Origin of the sequence: Pseudoalteromonas sp. S327 (assembly GCF_005886415.1) — a bacterium.
GTDB lineage: Bacteria > Pseudomonadota > Gammaproteobacteria > Enterobacterales > Alteromonadaceae > Pseudoalteromonas > Pseudoalteromonas atlantica.
Map to the genome: position 1 here is coordinate 1 of NZ_PNDP01000053.1, position 17945 is coordinate 17945.

The window sequence follows — 17945 nt, forward strand, 5'->3', positions numbered from 1 at the left end:
ACACCAACAAAAAAAGGCACTAAACAGCACCTTTTTAAAATGATTTAGGCTTTATTTTTAGTTTTTGAAACCTAAAAGCTTAAACCTAAAAGCTTAAACCTAAAACAGACGCGATATAAAATCGCTGCTACAACTTAAGCGATTTTTTTCTCTTCGATGCTAGCTAGGTATTCGTCAAACGTACCCTGAAAATCAATAACCTGCTTGTCTTTAATATCAATAATGCGTGTAGCTAAAGATGATACAAACTCGCGGTCGTGGCTTACAAAAATAAGCGTACCCGCAAAGTCTTTAAGTGCATTGTTTAGCGCTTCAATGGCTTCCATATCCATGTGGTTGGTTGGCTCGTCCATTACAAGTACGTTTACGTCTTGCATCATTAGCTTACCAAACAACAAACGGTTTTTTTCACCACCAGAACAGTTACGCGCTTTTTTGTTTGAATCGTCGGCGGTAAACAACAAACGCCCTAACATGCCGCGAACCATTAAATCGTTATGCTTGGCTGTACGCCATTGCGACATCCAATCAAATAAGGTTAAATCGTTATCAAAGTCTTTTGTGCTGTCTTGCGGGCAGTAGCCAAAGGTCGCATTTTCAGACCATTTAATTTCGCCTTCATTACTTTTAAGCTCGTCTACTAAACAGCGTAAAAAGGTGGTTTTACCCACACCGTTTTCGCCAATAACTGCAAGCTTAGCGCCTGCTTCTAGTAAAAAGTCGCCGCCGCTAAATAATGTTTCACCATCAAAACCGTGGCCAAGTTTATTAACTTCAAGCGCTTGGCGGTACATTTTTTTGCCTTCGTCAAAACTTAACGATGGGCTCATACGGCTTGACGCTTTAACTTCATCAAGCTTAATTTTATCCATTTTTTTAGCACGCGAACTGGCTTGTTTAGCTTTAGAGGCGTTAGCACCAAAACGGTTAACAAAGTCTTGAAGCTCGTCAATCTCGGCGCTCTTTTTAGCATTTTCGGCTAATAATTGCTCGCGCTGTAAGCCTGCGGCTTCTAAAAACTTTTCGTAGTTACCTGGGTAAATACGCAGCTCACCGTAATCAATGTCGGCCATGTGAGTACATACCGAATTTAAAAAGTGGCGGTCATGCGAAATAATAATCATGGTGCATTTACGTTTATTAAGCTCATTAGCTAACCACGTAATGGTATGAATATCCAAGTTATTGGTTGGCTCATCGAGTAGCAGTATGTCTGGGTTTGCAAACAGCGCCTGCGCTAAAAGCACACGTAATTTCCAACCTGGGGCAACGTTTGCCATTAACCCATAATGAAACTCTTTATCTATACCCGCTTCTAATAGTATTTCTTCAGCGCGGCTTTCGGCTGTGTAACCATCCATTTCGGCAAAAACGCTTTCAAGGTCGGCTACTTTCATGCCGTCTTCTTCGCTCATTTCGGGTAATGAGTAAATACGGTCGCGCTCTTGCTTTACTTTCCAAAGCTCTACGTCACCCATAATTACGGCATCTACAACGCTGTATTGTTCAAACGCAAACTGGTCTTGGCTTAGGTTACCTACTTTAAGCCCCGGTGTAATCGACACATTACCCGCACTTGGCACAAGCGCACCGCTTAAAATTTTCATGAAGGTCGACTTACCACAGCCGTTAGCGCCAATTAAACCGTAACGGTTACCGTTACCAAATTTAGCTGAAATGTTTTCAAACAACGGCTCTGCGCCAAACTGCATCGTAATATTTGCGGTGGAGATCAAAAAGTTAGTCCTAGAATGAGTACTGACAGGGGCCAACTGCAGCAAAACGCCACAAACAAGACCAAGCAATAGGGTAAATTAGCTGGCGAATTATACAGATCCCCCCATGGTAATGAAAGGTAAAAGATACATACCTAAAATGGCAGCACGCTGGGCTATGAATCTATATAAGTGTAAAGCCGCGGGTTAATAGGGTTTATAAATGCGCTCTATGGCCGCTTTATTATTTTTAATAAGGCGATTAATTACAGCGACTTCGTCAAGCGTGACCGACTGTTTACTCATCATAAAATGTACGCCATTAACATTAATAGCTGGCGCCGTTTTTACCGGCAAAATGGTGCTGTAGCGCTTAGCAAAATATTTTGCGACAACAGAGTCGTCAATCACGTAATCAACTCGCTTTTTGTTAAGCATACCAAAGCGCGTATTTGCATCTGCGGTAAGTACTATTTGGTTGGGGTAGTGTTTTCTTATTTTTTCAAACTCAGCGCCAAAAAAGCTGCCTCTGTTAACGCCAACAATAAAGCCACGTTCAAAAAGCGCCGCTAAGTTAATTACATCTTTGGCATTTTCATGCTTATAAAGCAGCATAACTTCATCGCGATAAACATCAGTAAAATAAGAGTACTCGGCGCGCTCTTTTGTATAACTTGCCGCAAAGGTAATATCAATATGGCCTGTTTTTAGCTCTTGCTGAACCCGCGATAAGCTCGGAAAATAAACCCACTCAATACAAAAAGGCGAATTTTTAAAAACAGCGTTAACCGTATCTACCTCTGCGCCTACAAAGGCATTGCCTTGTTTAATTAAATAGGGCGCCCAGTTGGTTTCGTTGGTGCCCATTTTTAGCGTTTTAGTGCATGCCAGTACATTAAATTGCGCCATCAAAACTATAAACGCTAACAGAAACATCTTCATAAAACGTCCTTTTATACCAATCCGCATAATTAAGTGATCTATTTTGAGGATGGATAAACGTGTTGATAGCAAGGCAAAAAATTCGCTATTTAGTTGTTCTAAATGAGAATTTTTTAACGCAGATAGCGACACATTTAGCCCCTGAAAATGATTAAGTATTAATGTGGGTTGGTATTATTACTTAAATAACGCCTTAAGCGCCGCTTTATTTTTTACAATATGCGCATTAATAGTGTTAACTTCTTCTAAAGTAATCGTTTTTTTGCTCATCATAAAATGCACATTATTTACGTTAATAGGCGCTACTTGCTCAACGGGTAAAATAGCCGTGTATTTTTTAGCAAAATGGTGCGCCACTAACGAATCGTCTACTACAAAATCTACCCGCTTTTTATTTAATAAAGCAAAGCGTTTATCGGCATCGCTGGTAAGTACTATTTGCTTGCTATATTTATCGCTTAACGCTTTAAAAGTGTGCCCTAAAAAGCTGCCGCGATTAACGCCGGCTGTTAAGCCCTTTTTAAATAACTGCTCTAACGAACTAATATTTGCCGAGCCAGCATGTTTATACAGCAACATTGCCTCTTCGCGATAAGGCAAACTAAAATGGGCGTAAGCTTGGCGCTCACGGGTTTTGCTTGCTGCAAACATTAAATCTACACGGCCGTGTTTTAGCTCTTCTAAGGCGCGTAAGGAGTTAGGTAATAACGTAAAATTTATACAAAAAGGGGAGTCTTTAAAAATGGTTTTAATTATATCTATTTCAACCCCCGTTAACGTATTGTTTTTTAGTACCACATACGGCGGCCAGTAGCGCTCGTTGGTGCCTACATTAATGGTTTTATCGCATGCTTGGGTTTTAGCACTAAATAACCCCAAACACGTTACCCACATCAATAAAAACACACGCGTACAGCTCAAAACATTCATTCAAACAGCGCCTTAAGTGCCGCTTTATTTTTAGCTATATGCGCGTTAATAATTTTAACCTCATCGGGCGTTACTGTTCTTTTGCTTAGCATTAAGTGTATTTGGTCTTTATTAATAGCGGGTACGGTAGGCGCCTTCATTAAGTTGTTACCACGCTTACTTAAATAATTGCCTACTAGCTCGTCTTCTATTGCGTAATCAATACGCTGTTTATTAAGCATTTCAAAGCGCTTACTGGTTGCGCTGGTGTATTCTATTTGTTTTTTATGGCTTTTTTTATACTGCTCAAACTCTTCGCCATAATAACTACCAAAGTTAGCGCCTATGGTTAAACCTTGGTTAAAAATATCAGCTAAGTTTTTAACCTTGTGTTGATTGTTTTTGTTTTCATATAAACGCATTACCTCGGTGCGGTAGCCCTTTGTAAAATGAGCATATTTAGCGCGCTCACTGGTGTAACTTGCCGCCCAGCCTATGTCTATTCGGCCATGGCGCAGCTCGGTAAAAGCCCGTTTAGAATTAGGCAGCATTTTTATTTCAAAACAAAAAGGCGAGTCTTTAAAAATAACAGTTAACGCATCCACCTCTTTACCCTGTAACTGGCCGCTAATGCCCATTACATACGGTGGCCAAAAAGCATCATGTGCGCCAACGCTAAGCGTTCTTTCGCAGGCAAACACACCCCAAGAGGTACTAAACAACACACACAATAATAAGGTTATTAATTTATTCATTAAGTCTCTGAGGTAAGCTTTTTTGTACGTTATTAAAACAGTATAACCTAGCAAAATAATATAATGGTGAAGGAATCATTAAAGTTGTAAAAAAATGTATCTAAAAAGGAGAGGGTTGAGGTTTTAAGGAGATAATTATTGCTAAATTCAATACAAACAGCGTATTAAGCTAAAAAAACCTACTTATAAGTTCTTTAATTTATCAGCTTGTTCCTGTAGATTAAACAAGTATGAATGCAGCATTAACATTGCAAACTCGCAAAAGCCAAGGAGCGGTATAAGCAGTGCCCAATACCACATTAAATTATTATAACCAAAATGCACAAACCTTTAGCGACTCAACACTTAATGTTGATATGTCGGCGCTTTACCGTGAGTTTTTACCTTATGTTGTCCAAAATGGCCATGTGCTAGATGCAGGCTGTGGCTCAGCTCGCGATGCTGCCTATTTTAAAAGCCAAGGCTTTAGTGTGTCGGCTTTTGATGCAAGCCCTGCACTTGCAGAGTTAGCCAGTAATTACTTACAACAACAGGTAGCTGTTAAAACCTTTCTAGAGCTTGAGTGTGTTAATAAATACGACGGTATTTGGTGCTGCGCCAGTTTGTTACATGTGCCAAAGGCCGAGTTACCGCAGGTGTTTATAAACCTGCAAAATGCGCTTAAACCCAATGGCGTTTTATATGTATCGTTTAAATATGGCACGCAAGAGCGTGTACATAATGGCCGTGAATTTACCGATTTAACCGAGCAGTTATTAAGTAGTTTGCTAAATCAACACACGCAATTAAGCATAATTAAGCACTGGCAAAGTGTTGATCAGCGCCCAGGGCGCGAAAGCGAAGTGTGGCTAAATGCATTGATAACGCATAGCAAAGCGAAATTATAAGTGAATAGTTTTAGCGAACATCAACACCTGCAAAATAATAACCAACAACTTATTACGGGTGATAATGACCCGTTATTACCTAATCTTGTGCATGCCATAAACAACGCCACTGAGATTGAAATTACAGTTTCATTTATTCAGCCAAGTGGCTTAGCACTCTTGTTCGACCCACTAAGCGAAGCGTTACAAAGCGGCGCAACGCTTAAGCTACTTACCTCAGACTACCTCGATATTACTCATCCTAATGCATTGAGAGAACTCATGGCATTAGTAGATCGGGGCGCCGATGTGCGTATTTACCAAACGCACAGTAATCAAAGCTTCCATATGAAGTCGTATATTTTTGTCAAAACAAACGACCAAAACGAGATTACTGATGGCTGCGCCTTTATTGGCTCGAGTAATATTAGTGCCAGCGCATTGACCGAAGGGCACGAGTGGAATTTTAGACATGATTATACACAGCCAAAAACAAGCCAAGCAGCGAAGCAGTTTTTAAGTATACGCACAGCTTTTGAAAATATTTTTAATCACGAATTTGTTACTCATTTAAGCCATGAATGGATAAATAACTACATTACTAGGCGTAAAACACAGCAGCTTGTATCGGTAAACCATACCGATACAGTTGAGCAAGTTATTGAAAAAAATGAAGCTAAAACACCAAGGCCAGCTCAAATTGAAGCGCTTAATGCCCTAGCGCAAACCCGTACTGAGGGTTTCAAACGTGGCTTAGTGGTATTGGCAACAGGCATGGGTAAAACATGGTTAAGTGCATTTGATGTAAAACAATTCAAAGCAAAACGTGTTTTATTTGTAGCACATCGCGAAGAAATACTTTTGCAAGCACAGCGTACATTTTCTGAATTACTCACTTTATCAACTGGGTTTTATAATGGTAAACAGCGAGACAAAAACGCTGAGTGTTTATTTGCCTCTATTCAAACCATTGGCCGTAGTAATCACTTAAAGCAATTTGCGCCAACAGCGTTTGATTACATTATTGTTGACGAATTTCACCATGCAAGTGCGCGTGTATATCGTCAGCTTTTAAACTACTTTGAACCCCAGTTTTTACTTGGTTTAACAGCTACACCAGAACGTACCGACCAAGCTGATATTTTAGGGCTATGCGACAACAACTTAGTGTTTGAGCGAAATTTAACACAGGGGATAGATCAAAAAACGTTAGTGCCATTTCATTACTACGGGATTTGGGATGAAAACGTAAACTATCAAGCTATTCCGTGGCGTAATGGTCGATTTGACCCAACAGCACTAGAAAACAAATTTGCGACCCAAAAACGAGCAGACCACGCACTTTTACAGTGGCAGCAATACAAGCAGCAGCGCACATTAGGCTTTTGCATATCTACCAAACATGCTGATTATATGGCAGCTGCATTTAATAAAGCGGGTGTAAAAGCGCTATCAGTGCATAGCCAATCAAAAGTACGCCGCAATGAGGCGCTTAAACAATTAGAACAGCGCCAAGTTGAAGTATTATTTACTGTTGACCTATTTAACGAAGGCACTGATTTACCAAGTATTGATACCATATTAATGCTGCGTCCAAGCGACTCTAAAATACTATTTTTACAGCAATTAGGCCGTGGTTTACGCACCCTCGAAGGTAAAACACATTTAGTGGTGCTCGATTTTATTGGTAACCACCACAGCTTTTTAAATAAACCCTATGCACTACTACATGAAACCACGCCAAGTGGTGTAGTTAAAAAGCTTAAAAAGCCCAACCTTGCAAATGGCTGCTTTATAAATATTGATTTAAAAGTTACCGACTTTTGGCAGCAGCTAGCCAAAATACAGCGTACTACGGCGTTAGAAGATATAACGCAGCTGGCTGAGCAACTTGGGCACTTACCCACGTTAAGTGAGTTTTACTACCACTATGGCGATATAAAAAAAGTAAACAGTAATTACACAAGCTGGTTTGAGCTAATTGCTAAAACACAAAATATTGATGATGAAGCACAACAAAGTGCCAAGCAATTAGCACCGTTTTACGACTTTTTATACAAAGGCATACAAACAACCAGTATGAACAAATGCTTCAAAGCTATTTTGCTTGAGGCGTATGTCGCTTTAAACGGTTTTGCTAACCCCCCAACAGTTGCAGAACTTGCAGCCATGAGCGCAAAGGTTTTAGCGCGCCATCCAAATTTAAAGCAACATGATTTACCTATTAAAGAACAGCAAGCAGCTGCAGATTCCCAAACATGGCAAAGCTACTGGCGTAAAAATCCAATTAAAGCCTATACCAATAAAAATAAAGACGGCACACAATGGTTTACCTTACAAAACAACACCGTAAAAGCCACGTTTGACGTACCCGCAGAAAAACGCGAATTACTAAACAGCGCCGTGTTAGAGCTGGTTGAGTACACCTTAGCCAAATACAACCAGCGCCTAAAAGTAAAAACGCCAACTACGAAACAAAATACAGAGCAAAAAGCTGACAATGTAACTCAATTAGCGTTCAAAGATCTTGCCGATACAGCAAACGAGCAAAATAGCGCATTAAAACTGCCGTACTTTCCCAATATTAAAATTGCCTGTGGGCATTTTAAAACTGGGGATGAAAGCGATATGGAATTAATGGACGCGCCATTTGGCGCGGGCAAGCTTGATCCAAACGTGCATTTTTTAGCACGTGCATCGGGCAACTCTATGAACGGCGGTAAACACCCAATACTTGATGGCGACTTATTGTTACTTGAGCTTATAACTTCCGATAGAGCCGGATCGCTACGTGACCAAATAGTTGTTATAGAGCGGGATGAAATAGGCGGAGATGGCCAGTATTTACTTCGCAAAGTTAATAAATTACCTAATGGGCAATATGAGCTAATTGCTCAAAACCCCGATTACGAAGTAATGATTGCTGATGAAAGCATGCGAACGTTCGCACGGTTTAAACAAGTGGTTGTGTAGTCGCGATTTTATATCGCGTTTTAACGTGTAGACGCGCAGCTTGCTGGCGTTAAAGGCGAAGCTTTTTATATAGCTATTTTGCGTGAGAGCTTTAGGGATTTAATAACCTCTATTCGAGGTTTTTGCCAGATTGCTGGCGGCAACCAAAGAGTGAATACCGCCGTCCACCCTTTGGAATCCCACGGCGCGCCCGAGGATCACACTGTGCCCTCAAGTTAAAAATTGATGTGAACGTAACCGCCGTGTATTCGCCATCCATGGCGAAGTCACGGCTTAACTTGCATCCATGCAAGTGATTACTCATCAATTGATAACTTTCGGGTGTGATCACGGGGAGTTGGAGTATGTTGGTAGATAGGTGTTTATAAATAATGGCAGACGTTTAATTCATGCTTTTAGTTATATGAGACATAAACAGGAAAATTATGTACGAAAATAGTTTTACTAATTGGATGCGCAGGGTTGATCGAGAACAAAGTGAGGGTATCCAATATCCGGGTACTTATATCTGTGCAATTACAGTTAAAGATTTATAAAGATTTTTCATGGATTACAAACATAGTGTAGGTAGGAATGGCGAGCTCTGAAAAGGATTAGAAGGAAGGCTAAAACAGTTTGATAACACAATAAAAGGAAAAAGTGGTTCCAGTGGGGCTGAACGCGTACGCTTTAAGCATCAAGACTAACAACAGTTAGCTTCCAATTTATTTGTTGCAATTGCCTCCTTTGAATGCAATGTAAAATCAAATACCCCACAAGACTTAAGGGTTATGGGAGAAGTTTCGAAGTTTGAATTTGACTGCTTTGGAAATTTCACAGAGTTATTTAAACTGATACCTGAATTCAATGACCGAAGAGGTCGCCCAAATACAGCTTAACAATAAGGCGTAAAAATAGGTTTTAAGGGAGTAGCGCTATTCTAATAGCTTTAAATACTTGGGTAACGCATCACCTTAATTGTCGGCAAAGAGCGATAACCGTTCATTCAAGTGAGTTGTGATGAACTAAGTAAGAATAAGAGGACACTTTCCTCTTTTTCACATGTTTATATAAGCTACAATAGGCATGATATTTATAGCTGGCAATAGTTTACACTATTTGCTAATAATATAAGTTCATAAAATACGGACGTTTTCGCGTTAAAATGATGCAAGTGTCCTCTGATAAAGCTGATTAGCATCACATATGAATACAGGTCACACATGGCATTCGATATCAAAGAAGTTCCTTTAGTAAAAAAATGGATAATGCAATTCGATCTTGTGGATAGATATGCCGCTGAATTACTGCTGCAATCACTAAGCTATATAAGTTTTGCTGATTTTGAGAAAAGCATACAAAATCAGGTCAAAGAAATAGTTGAAGAAGCCCAAAAGGTCGATAATTCATGTGTAGCTATTTTTACAGTTTCAAAAAACTTGCAACATAAATTTAATAAAGATAAAGAAAGAAAACCCGAAAATGATAGTTCAGGCCGAATTGGCCATGCTTTAAAAAACTTAGAAAGAAACCTTGGAAAAAGTGTAGAGCTGACTCCTAGAATCGCCTCAATGTCACAAAAAAAAGTACGTCATATAATCTATGTAGATGACTTTATCGGATCTGGAAAAAGGTTTATTGATTTCTGGAGGAAAGATGTATCTAGGTCCGTGAAAAGTTGGGTTTCTGGAGGCTATTGTAAAATATGGCTTGTTTCTCACACTATTCATAAAGAAGGAGTAGAAAAAATACTTAAAAACATTAGTGCAATTGATTGCTCGAGGGTTAGGTCTCAGAATTTAATTGAATCTTCACAACTTATCAGAAATAAAAAAATTAGAGATTTACTAGTAAAATACAGTACAAGAACAAATAAAAGCGATGCTGCATTGGGCTATGGGGATAATTGTTCGCCTGTTGTATTTCAATATGGGTGCCCAAATAATGCTCCAGCCATACTTTGGGCAAATGGTAAGCCTAATAAAAAATCGAATAGCCTTTCGGAAGGGCGATGGGATTCTTTATTTAGTGAGCGTTCAATTGATACCGAGCTTTATCCTCTTTTTGAGAATAGTATTGCATATCAAACGTACCCTGAGTTGTTATGGAGTGCTGGTCAACATAAGTTAGCATTGAAGTTTTGTGATGAAGCCGATGAAAACACGAAACTTTACAACTTGATTTTAGCGTTATCATCTAGTGGATATACTCGAAAAAAAATTGAAGAGGTGTTGTTGCCAATCCAAAAAAAATCTAATGATGCTATTAACAACCTAATAATATTTGGCCTAATTTATGATGATATGAAACTCTCAAGGTTTGGTGAAGATGTATTAGAAAATAATCGAAAACACAGAAAGATATTTGTTGATAAAGAATATGAAAACTTTTATCCTTCCAGTTACTTAGGATTTCATCGTGAAGTTTAGTGTTAGCTGGTCTAACTTCAGCAGAGAGTGGATTCCACTCCTCAATGGAAATGTCTACTATAGAGCAAGGGTTATGCAAAACCTTTGTTCATGCGTAGGCTTCATTCCAAAGCTTTTGCATCACCCTCACTTCGTGAGGTTAAGTAAATGAATCGATGGAATCCTAATACTTACAACCGAGTGGGGTTAGAAAATGGATATTCTCCTGATTACTTGCTAACTTTAATCAAAAGTGGCAAGGCAATAAACTCAAAACATAAGCCTGTTATATTCACACTCGCACATTTGGCTAATTGTACTGATACTCAATATTCAGATCTTCATGCTTTTGTATCTAGAAAGAACTATTTCTCTGATGAAAACCCCCATTATCGAACTTTTAGCATAAACAAGAGGACTGGAGGGTATAGAATTATACACGCTCCTCACCCTGTATTAAAAATAGTTCAATCATGGATTGCTAGAAATATATTAGCTGATGCAAATGTTCATGATGCAGCTAAAGCATATAAAACGGGTGAGTCAATAGTTGATAATGCATTACCGCATTGTAAAGCTGAGTGGTTATTGAAGCTAGATATACGTGACTTTTTCAACCATTGTTCAGAACGTCAAGTTTATTATGTTTTTAAGAATATGAACTATTCATCATTATTGTCGCTTGAGCTAGCTAGGCTGTGTACGAAGGTCGATGACGAAAGGCTTCGTCGCAGGTGGAATAACACGGATAAAAATTACAAAATTGAAGAATATGCGTCTACTCGTGTAGGGAGTCTGCCTCAAGGAGCACCTACAAGCCCTGCTTTGTCGAATCTCATTTGTGAAAATTTAGATGAAATATTGTTTATGTTATCTTTGAAGTATGGTGGTTGTTATACAAGGTACGCAGATGACTTAACATTTTCTTTTAACAGTTCATCAAGAGCAGAGATTTTAAACTTCAAACGCCAAGTTTCAAATGAATTAAACAAATTTGGGTTTGAAATAAATAAAAAGAAAACACGAATCATCCCTCCTGGAGCGAGAAAAATAGTAACAGGCTTAAATGTTAATGGAAGTCAGCCAGCAATAACACGAGAGCTGAGAGATAAAATTAAAGCTGATTTATATTATTGTAAAAAATATGGTGTTGTTAATCACTGCGAAAAAAACAAGTACAAATCGATTATTGGTTTTTCCAATCATATGAAAGGAATGATTTCTTTTGTAAATTCAGTAAACCCTACATTAGGGGGGAAATACCAAAAACAGTATGATGACTTAAAGTTACCATCCTTATTATTATGATCCTAACAAGGAGAATCTAATGGCTAAACATCGTCTCGGTATTCATATTTATCAGACGAAGAGTTCTCTGAGCATCAATCAGGTAATTGGAAAGTATGACTATTTATCATACCTACATTCATGCCACATTTCACTTGGCATGGGGTTAGTTAATTTCCACGTTATATTCACTGGCTCACTGCCGTTGTGGCTTCGGTATTTAACCTCGCCGTAGCACAAACCCGTAGTTTAGTTAGTAGATACTAAAACTGACTTTTTATTTAAAATATTAAATTTTAAAGGGTTATGGTTTAATTTCTTTGCTTAACTCATCTACTAAGTTATGTGCAAATGGCCAAGGAATACCGGCTTTGCGTGTTAACTCTTTCAAATCGGGCGTAATTCTTTCAATATTTTTTGCTGCATTTAGATAAAGCCGATTTTGTTTTATAATACTTTTTTCTAGTAATTCCAGTCGCTCTTTTTCATTCTGGATTTCGTATTTTTGTACTTTTATTGACTCTAATAGTAACTGTTTCTCATTTACTGATTTTTGAACTGCATCTCTATCTTCATATAACTGCACTATTTCGGATTCTAATTTTAACTTTCTAAAAGAAAGCTCACTGACTTCACTCTCTAGGCTTTTATTAAACTGCTCTACTAATAACTGTTTTTCTTTTTGAAAAGCCTCAACAGCACTTTCTTTACTCTCTTTAATAGTAAAGCTTTTAACATTATTCAGTTGATTAATTTCTGCAAGTAGTTTTTTCTTCTTACTTATTAAGTCTTGGTTTTTAAGATTCAGCTCGTTTCTTAGCGTAGCCTCATACTCATCAATTTCATTTTTTATATTTGACCTCTGACTTATGCTTTCATTGATTTGAGATAGTTTTTGTAAAGCATATTTAATGTTTTTGACAAGCCCTTTATATTCCAGTCTATAAGCATTACGAATTTTTTCTTCGTCGTTTTTTACAATCACCTCAAGATTGTTTTTAGTATATGATAAATCTCGTAACTGTTCTTTGAGTAATGACACGGCTGAATATAAACTTCTCTTTTCTTGTTCGTATTTATTTAAAAACTCCCTTCTTGCAACCATCAAATCTTTAATTGATTGACGTTCATGTGCATGACATAGCTCTCCTATAAATCCAGCTGGTGCAATACTTAGCCATTTTGCATTTGAGCTTTCAAATAAGTCACTCACTTCTTCTAATGTTATGACTTCAGAGGTAGGAACAAAATTACTAAAGTCGAACTCGATAGCGTTTTTATTTAACCTTCTATATTCATAAGTTTTCTCAGTACTGCAGAAATGAGATACTGCTATTTCAATTAAAATTTGCTCGCCCTTTGAATAACCAATCACGTCAGGAATTCGCTTTGAATTATCAATTGGAGTTTCAATATCAACATTATCAAAAATAAGTGTAAAGCTATAAGGATCAAAGTTACCAATTGGTATTGTTAGTTTTTTACTGTTGTTAAGTACTTCTTTGGCTAATAAGTGAAGTTCTGTTTCGTAGCTCCATTTACAATCCTTTGTTTTTTGATCATCTGGGGCATGGGCGAAATGGTTTGCTTGTACAGCTCCTTTTTTGGCAATTAACTTTGCTCCGCAATCAACGCAAGTACAATTACACTTTAGGCCTCTTTGAACATCATCAATACTCGTGATCCAGTTTTGCTCATTGTATGCCCTCGTCATTTTATAGTTATGGCTCATAAAATACCCTTATTACAATTTATCACCCAACCGCCAATTTCCCAGCCTCATGCCACATTTCACTTGGCATGGGGCTGGTTAACTCCCACGTTATATTCATCGGCTGGCTGCCATTATGGCTTTGGTATTTTACTTCGCCGTAGTTTACAAACCCTATAGTTCGGCCGTTTTCGTCTTTGCCTTGTTCGCGCACAAATAACAGGATGGTTTTGCCAGTTTGTTGGTGCTGAATATAACTTAGGCCGCGGCCGTGTTCTGGGCGGGCGCTGTTTTGCGTTTGCCAATGAAACAGGGTGGGGCTGATTGCGTAGTCGTGATACAGCGTGGTGGGCGAGTAGGTTTTTTCGCACTTGTTGAGCGTTACAAATAACAGCTCTAAGTTTTGGTTTTTAAATTCTAAAACACCTTCGCGGGCGGTCGATTTTTTATCAAAAGAGTGCGCCCCAAATGCGGCCAGTATTTGCTGGCGCGTGTAGCGGCTGTGTAATTTTATTGCATGATTAGGCAGGCACGTTAAATCGCTTTCTTGCTGGTGAATACGGTTTATTAATAGGGTAATTACTTGTGTAAGTTCCTGCTGCAACTCTTTATGTTTAAGTGCCTGTAAGCTTTGTTTAAGGGTTTTAAAGCCTAAACTCGTGCCTGTGTTATCCCAAAAGTTGTAATGCGCCATAAGCGCGTACTGTTGGTTTTGTGCTGTTGGGGTAAAGCTAAAGTCGTTATTACATAAATCACGTAAAAAGTATAAGTAACTAAGCGAGTCGCAGCCGAGTAATTGAGTGTTTATAGCGCGGTAATACGCGGTGTAGATATCGGCTAGGTCTGCGGGTATTTCATCGCCTTTAAGCCAATGCCAGCCGCCGAGTTTTTTATCTTTTGGTTTGTATATATCTTCAAGCGTGACTTGTGGGTTTATGCGTAAAAAGTTACTTAGCGTAAGCGCGTCGTTAGTGTGTTGCGAATAGCTATTTATAAGCTGTTGTAAACGGCGTTTAGAGTTTATAGCTTGCTGAATATTTTTTAATATTGTTTGTTGTGTGCGCTTTTGTAGCTCTATACGGCAGCCCAGCGGCAAATGTGGGAAGTTGTTTTCAATCTCGGCTTTTACTGGTTGGTTGCTTTTACCAATAAGCGCGCGAAATTTACTAGCAAAATCGTATTCTGGGCGAGCATTACCTACAAAGTCGAGCACGGTGCAGCACTGTTTTTGGCTGTTGTCGGGCAGGCGCAAACCACGGCCGAGTTGCTGCAAAAACAGCGTTAGGCTTTCAGTTGGGCGTAAAAATAGTAAGGTATCGACCTCTGGAATATCGACCCCTTCGTTAAAAATATCAACCACGCAAAGTATTTGCATTTCGCCTTGGCGCAGTGCTTGTTGTTTGGCCGCGCGCTCATTAGTGTTTTTGCTGGTGAGTACATCGGCGTTTATGCCTGCTAAGTTAAACTTTTTAGCCATAAATTCTGCGTGTTTTTGGCTTACACAAAATGCCAACGCTTTAATGTTGTGAACATTTGTCACTATATCAGCAAGGCTGGATATAATTTTGTTAGCGCGGCTGTTTTCCCCTGTATAAAGGTTACTTAGCTCGGTTATATCGTAACGGCCGCCTCGCCATGTTATTTGACTTAGGTCGGTGTCATCATCTAACACAAAATATTGAAACGGGCATAAATGGCGTTGATTTATTGCCTCTGGCAAGCGAATTTCGGCGGCTATTACACCGCAAAAGTCATCGAGTATATTTGCGCCATCTTGTCGCTCTGGTGTAGCGGTTAAGCCAAGTAATATAGTGGGCGCAAAGTGATTTAATATAGCGCGATAACTCGCTGCGCTTACGTGGTGTACTTCGTCTATTACTATGTAGTCGTAGTAATCATGCGTTAAATTGAGCGATTCAATTTGACTGTTTAATGTTTGTATTGATGCAAATAATTGGTTGTAGCGTTGTGGTTTGTAGTTACCTACCCACAGCTCACCAAAGTCGTGATTTTTAAGCACGCCACGGTAAGCGCTTTGCGCTTGTTTTAGTATTTCTTCTCGGTGGGCTACAAACAAAAAGTGTGCGTTTGGGTTTTTATCGTAAACGGTTTTAAAGTCGAACGCCGATATAATGGTTTTACCCGTGCCTGTTGCAGCAACTACTAAGTTTTTAAAGCGATTATGCACGCTACGTTCAACGCTTAGTTTTTCTAAAATAGCTAGCTGGTGTGTTTTTGGTGTTATATCAAAATAAAACTGGCTGCTTGATTGCCCAACACCGCATTGCTCATTAAGAGAATTTATTAGCTTTTCTTTACATTCAGCTTTGCCTGTAAATAGCTCGAAATCTTGCGATTGCCAGTAGGTTTCAAACGTACTTTTGGTTTTGGCTATTATGTGTGGTATTTCTTGCGCTGTAATTTTTAAGTTCCACTCTAGGCCGCTAGTAAGCGCCGAATGCGATAAATTAGACGAGCCAATATACCCAGTATGAAAACCTGTATTACGCATAAACAAATATGACTTCGCGTGTAAACGCTCTTGTTGATTGTTGTAACTTAGCTTTACCTCGGTATTTGGTAAGTTTGCTAAAAATTCAACCGCCCTTGCATCCGTTGCACCCATGTACGAAGTAGTAATTACTTTGAGTTTATTGCCGCTTTTGGTAAAGGCTTCAAGCTCATTTTTAAATATGCGCAGCCCCGTCCATTTTATAAATGATACAAGCCAGTAAATAGTGTCGGACGATTTAATCTCGCGCTTTAGCTCGGTTTCGAGCGATATCCCCGCATTTGCACCGCTAAATAATTCGCTTTGGTAAGACCTGTTAGCGGATAAATATCGCTTGAGTAATCTTTAAGATTTGCAGCAATGGGGTTTTGGGTATTAAACAGCGCGGTAAGAATTCGGCCTTGGCTGTCGATAAGGTTTTCGTTGATCAGTTCATCATCTCGAATATGATCTTTAAGCCAAAGGACAAGGCTATTAGCTAGGCTAATTTGCTCTTGCAAACGCTCGTTAGAGTTAGGAATGGCATTTATTGCATGCTCAACAAGCTTGCCCAAAAAGCGCGAAAGCCATGTTGCGGCCTCTGCCGATTCTAGTTGGCGTTCGCCCACATAAAATTGGTCACGGTTTAAGTTTTGCTCAATTACTTGTGTAATTAACTGCTCGTAAATACCAATTTGCTGCATTAAAACCACTCCCTGTTTGCGTGCAGTTAGTTTACTAAAATGCGGTACAGCTACAAGTATTAATCGACTAAGTTACTAGTATTTAAGTACAAACGCTTGAGTTAAGTATTAGCCGGTAGAGTAATAAAATGACGATGCTAAGAAATTATCCCCTTCAACTTCACCTGAAAACACATAATTAATGAGTAAAGCGATGTTTGCATATGGGCGAAAAACGTAGTTTTGAACGAGAGGGTAGGGATACCCGAACTGGGCAGCGTACAGGGATGTGAAAGTTGTGCGTTCATCGCGTTTACGTTCATATTAATTTTGTATTTGAAGATAAGTGAAGTTGCGGGGCGTCGAAGGGTTCCAAGGGGCGTTCGGCGCTATGCGCCCCTTGGTTGCCATCGCCAACGCGATATTTAAGACGTGTATTACTTTGGAAACATAGATATGATTAAAGTATAGAAAAACTAATATAAGGAAGTAAAAAAGTGAACTTATCAGAAGCAGCAACGGAAATGCTAAACGACTTTAAAAAAAATACTGGGATATTACTACCAATCACAAAATTTTTATTAAGTAATTTATTTTTACTTAGTTTACTTGTTGTTGTTCCATTAAAAATAGCGTTTTGGATATTTCAGCTTGGTTACCTTTCAGCATCCGGAATAACATATGAAACAATTCAACGAAATGCTATTCAAGCGCAACAATTGTGGGTTGATATGTTCACCGTTCTTTCCACTGTTTTGATTTGGATAATGGGCTTTAGTCTATCATTATGTATTTTTGCTCTTTTGTACCCCCTTGTAATTAATTACCTTAGACTAAAGCAGCTAATTAAAAGACTAAAAATGAACGATAAAGCGCCAGTTATTCAATCGAATACTTCTCTAAATAAGAGGTTTTGGCGAGTTTATTTTAATAGAGTTGAGAAACAGGGAAAAATATTTTTCGGCTTTGCAAAAACTTCATACGCTCTTACATTAATATTTATAGCTCTTTTATTTTTTCTCTCAAAAGGGGCACAATATGTGTACGAGCATGCTACTGTTCTAGCCGAACAGAAAATTATAAAGTTTAAGTAAAGTGGCACTTGTGCCGATGGTAGTGGGCAACTAGGGTGTTACACTTTAAAAACGAGCACAATTGAGTATAAAGGTTTTTTAGTCGCTACATCTAACGAATCTGTATATTTGTTAAGTAAAAATATGGAGTTA

10 protein-coding genes and 1 pseudogene are annotated in these 17945 nt (G+C 38.8%); 5 read left to right on the top strand and 6 right to left on the bottom strand.

The features are described from left to right. Positions 1-134: 134 nt before the first annotated feature. From CWB60_RS16135 to CWB60_RS16150, 4 genes are all read right to left on the bottom strand, one after another. Positions 135-1736, bottom strand: coding sequence for an ABC-F family ATPase (locus CWB60_RS16135; protein WP_138578953.1), 1602 nt, complete (start codon positions 1734-1736; stop codon positions 135-137). 186 nt (positions 1737-1922) lie between these two features. Continuing rightward, entirely contained in the window at positions 1923-2657 is a 735-nt protein-coding gene (locus tag CWB60_RS16140; protein WP_138578951.1) for a substrate-binding periplasmic protein, read from the bottom strand. Positions 2658-2834: 177 nt separating this feature from the next. Further along, positions 2835-3587, bottom strand: coding sequence for a substrate-binding periplasmic protein (locus CWB60_RS16145; RefSeq protein WP_138578949.1), 753 nt, complete (start codon positions 3585-3587; stop codon positions 2835-2837). Further along, positions 3584-4321, bottom strand: a complete 738-nt coding sequence (locus CWB60_RS16150; RefSeq protein WP_138578947.1) for a substrate-binding periplasmic protein — start codon at positions 4319-4321, stop codon at positions 3584-3586. Before CWB60_RS16150 ends, CWB60_RS16145 begins: the two co-directional genes overlap by 4 nt. 284 nt (positions 4322-4605) lie before the next feature. On the opposite strand from CWB60_RS16150, the gene CWB60_RS16155 reads away from it, so the two are divergent. From CWB60_RS16155 to CWB60_RS16170, 4 genes are all read left to right on the top strand, one after another. Next, positions 4606-5208: a class I SAM-dependent methyltransferase gene (locus CWB60_RS16155; RefSeq protein WP_138578945.1), complete on the top strand. Its 603-nt coding sequence runs from the start codon at positions 4606-4608 to the stop codon at positions 5206-5208. Continuing rightward, on the top strand, positions 5209-8160 hold the full coding sequence (locus tag CWB60_RS16160; RefSeq protein WP_138578943.1) for a DEAD/DEAH box helicase family protein: 2952 nt from the start codon (positions 5209-5211) through the stop codon (positions 8158-8160). A 1202-nt stretch (positions 8161-9362) separates the two neighbouring features. Beyond that, complete coding sequence (locus CWB60_RS16165) at positions 9363-10568, top strand: phosphoribosyltransferase-like protein (RefSeq protein WP_138578941.1); 1206 nt, start codon at positions 9363-9365, stop codon at positions 10566-10568. A 147-nt stretch (positions 10569-10715) separates the two neighbouring features. After that, positions 10716-11855 (top strand): reverse transcriptase family protein, encoded by a 1140-nt coding sequence (locus tag CWB60_RS16170; protein WP_138578939.1) that lies wholly within the window; start codon positions 10716-10718, stop codon positions 11853-11855. Positions 11856-12138: 283 nt separating this feature from the next. Here the strand turns inward: CWB60_RS16170 and CWB60_RS16175 are convergent, their stop codons facing one another. Both CWB60_RS16175 and CWB60_RS16180 read right to left on the bottom strand, forming a co-directional pair. Further along, positions 12139-13566 carry a coiled-coil domain-containing protein gene (locus CWB60_RS16175; protein WP_138578937.1) on the bottom strand — a complete coding sequence of 476 codons (1428 nt, stop codon included), beginning with the start codon at positions 13564-13566 and terminating at the stop codon, positions 12139-12141. 22 nt (positions 13567-13588) lie between these two features. Then, positions 13589-16740 (bottom strand): annotated as a pseudogene (locus CWB60_RS16180) (DUF3427 domain-containing protein). A gap of 476 nt (positions 16741-17216) precedes the next feature. Here CWB60_RS16180 and CWB60_RS16185 point away from each other — a divergent pair. After that, positions 17217-17813, top strand: a complete 597-nt coding sequence (locus CWB60_RS16185) for a hypothetical protein (RefSeq protein ID WP_138578935.1) — start codon at positions 17217-17219, stop codon at positions 17811-17813. Positions 17814-17945: the final 132 nt, after the last annotated feature.

Bases quoted from the DNA above. Each gene is read 5' to 3' on its own strand.
- CWB60_RS16150 (WP_138578947.1), bottom strand. From the start codon at position 4,321: ATGAATAAATTAATAACCTTATTATTGTGTGTGTTGTTTAGTACCTCT.
- CWB60_RS16165 (WP_138578941.1), top strand. From the start codon at position 9,363: ATGGCATTCGATATCAAAGAAGTTCCTTTAGTAAAAAAATGGATAATG.
- CWB60_RS16145 (WP_138578949.1), bottom strand. From the start codon at position 3,587: ATGAATGTTTTGAGCTGTACGCGTGTGTTTTTATTGATGTGGGTAACG.
- CWB60_RS16175 (WP_138578937.1), bottom strand. From the start codon at position 13,566: ATGAGCCATAACTATAAAATGACGAGGGCATACAATGAGCAAAACTGG.
- CWB60_RS16140 (WP_138578951.1), bottom strand. From the start codon at position 2,657: ATGAAGATGTTTCTGTTAGCGTTTATAGTTTTGATGGCGCAATTTAAT.
- CWB60_RS16170 (WP_138578939.1), top strand. From the start codon at position 10,716: ATGAATCGATGGAATCCTAATACTTACAACCGAGTGGGGTTAGAAAAT.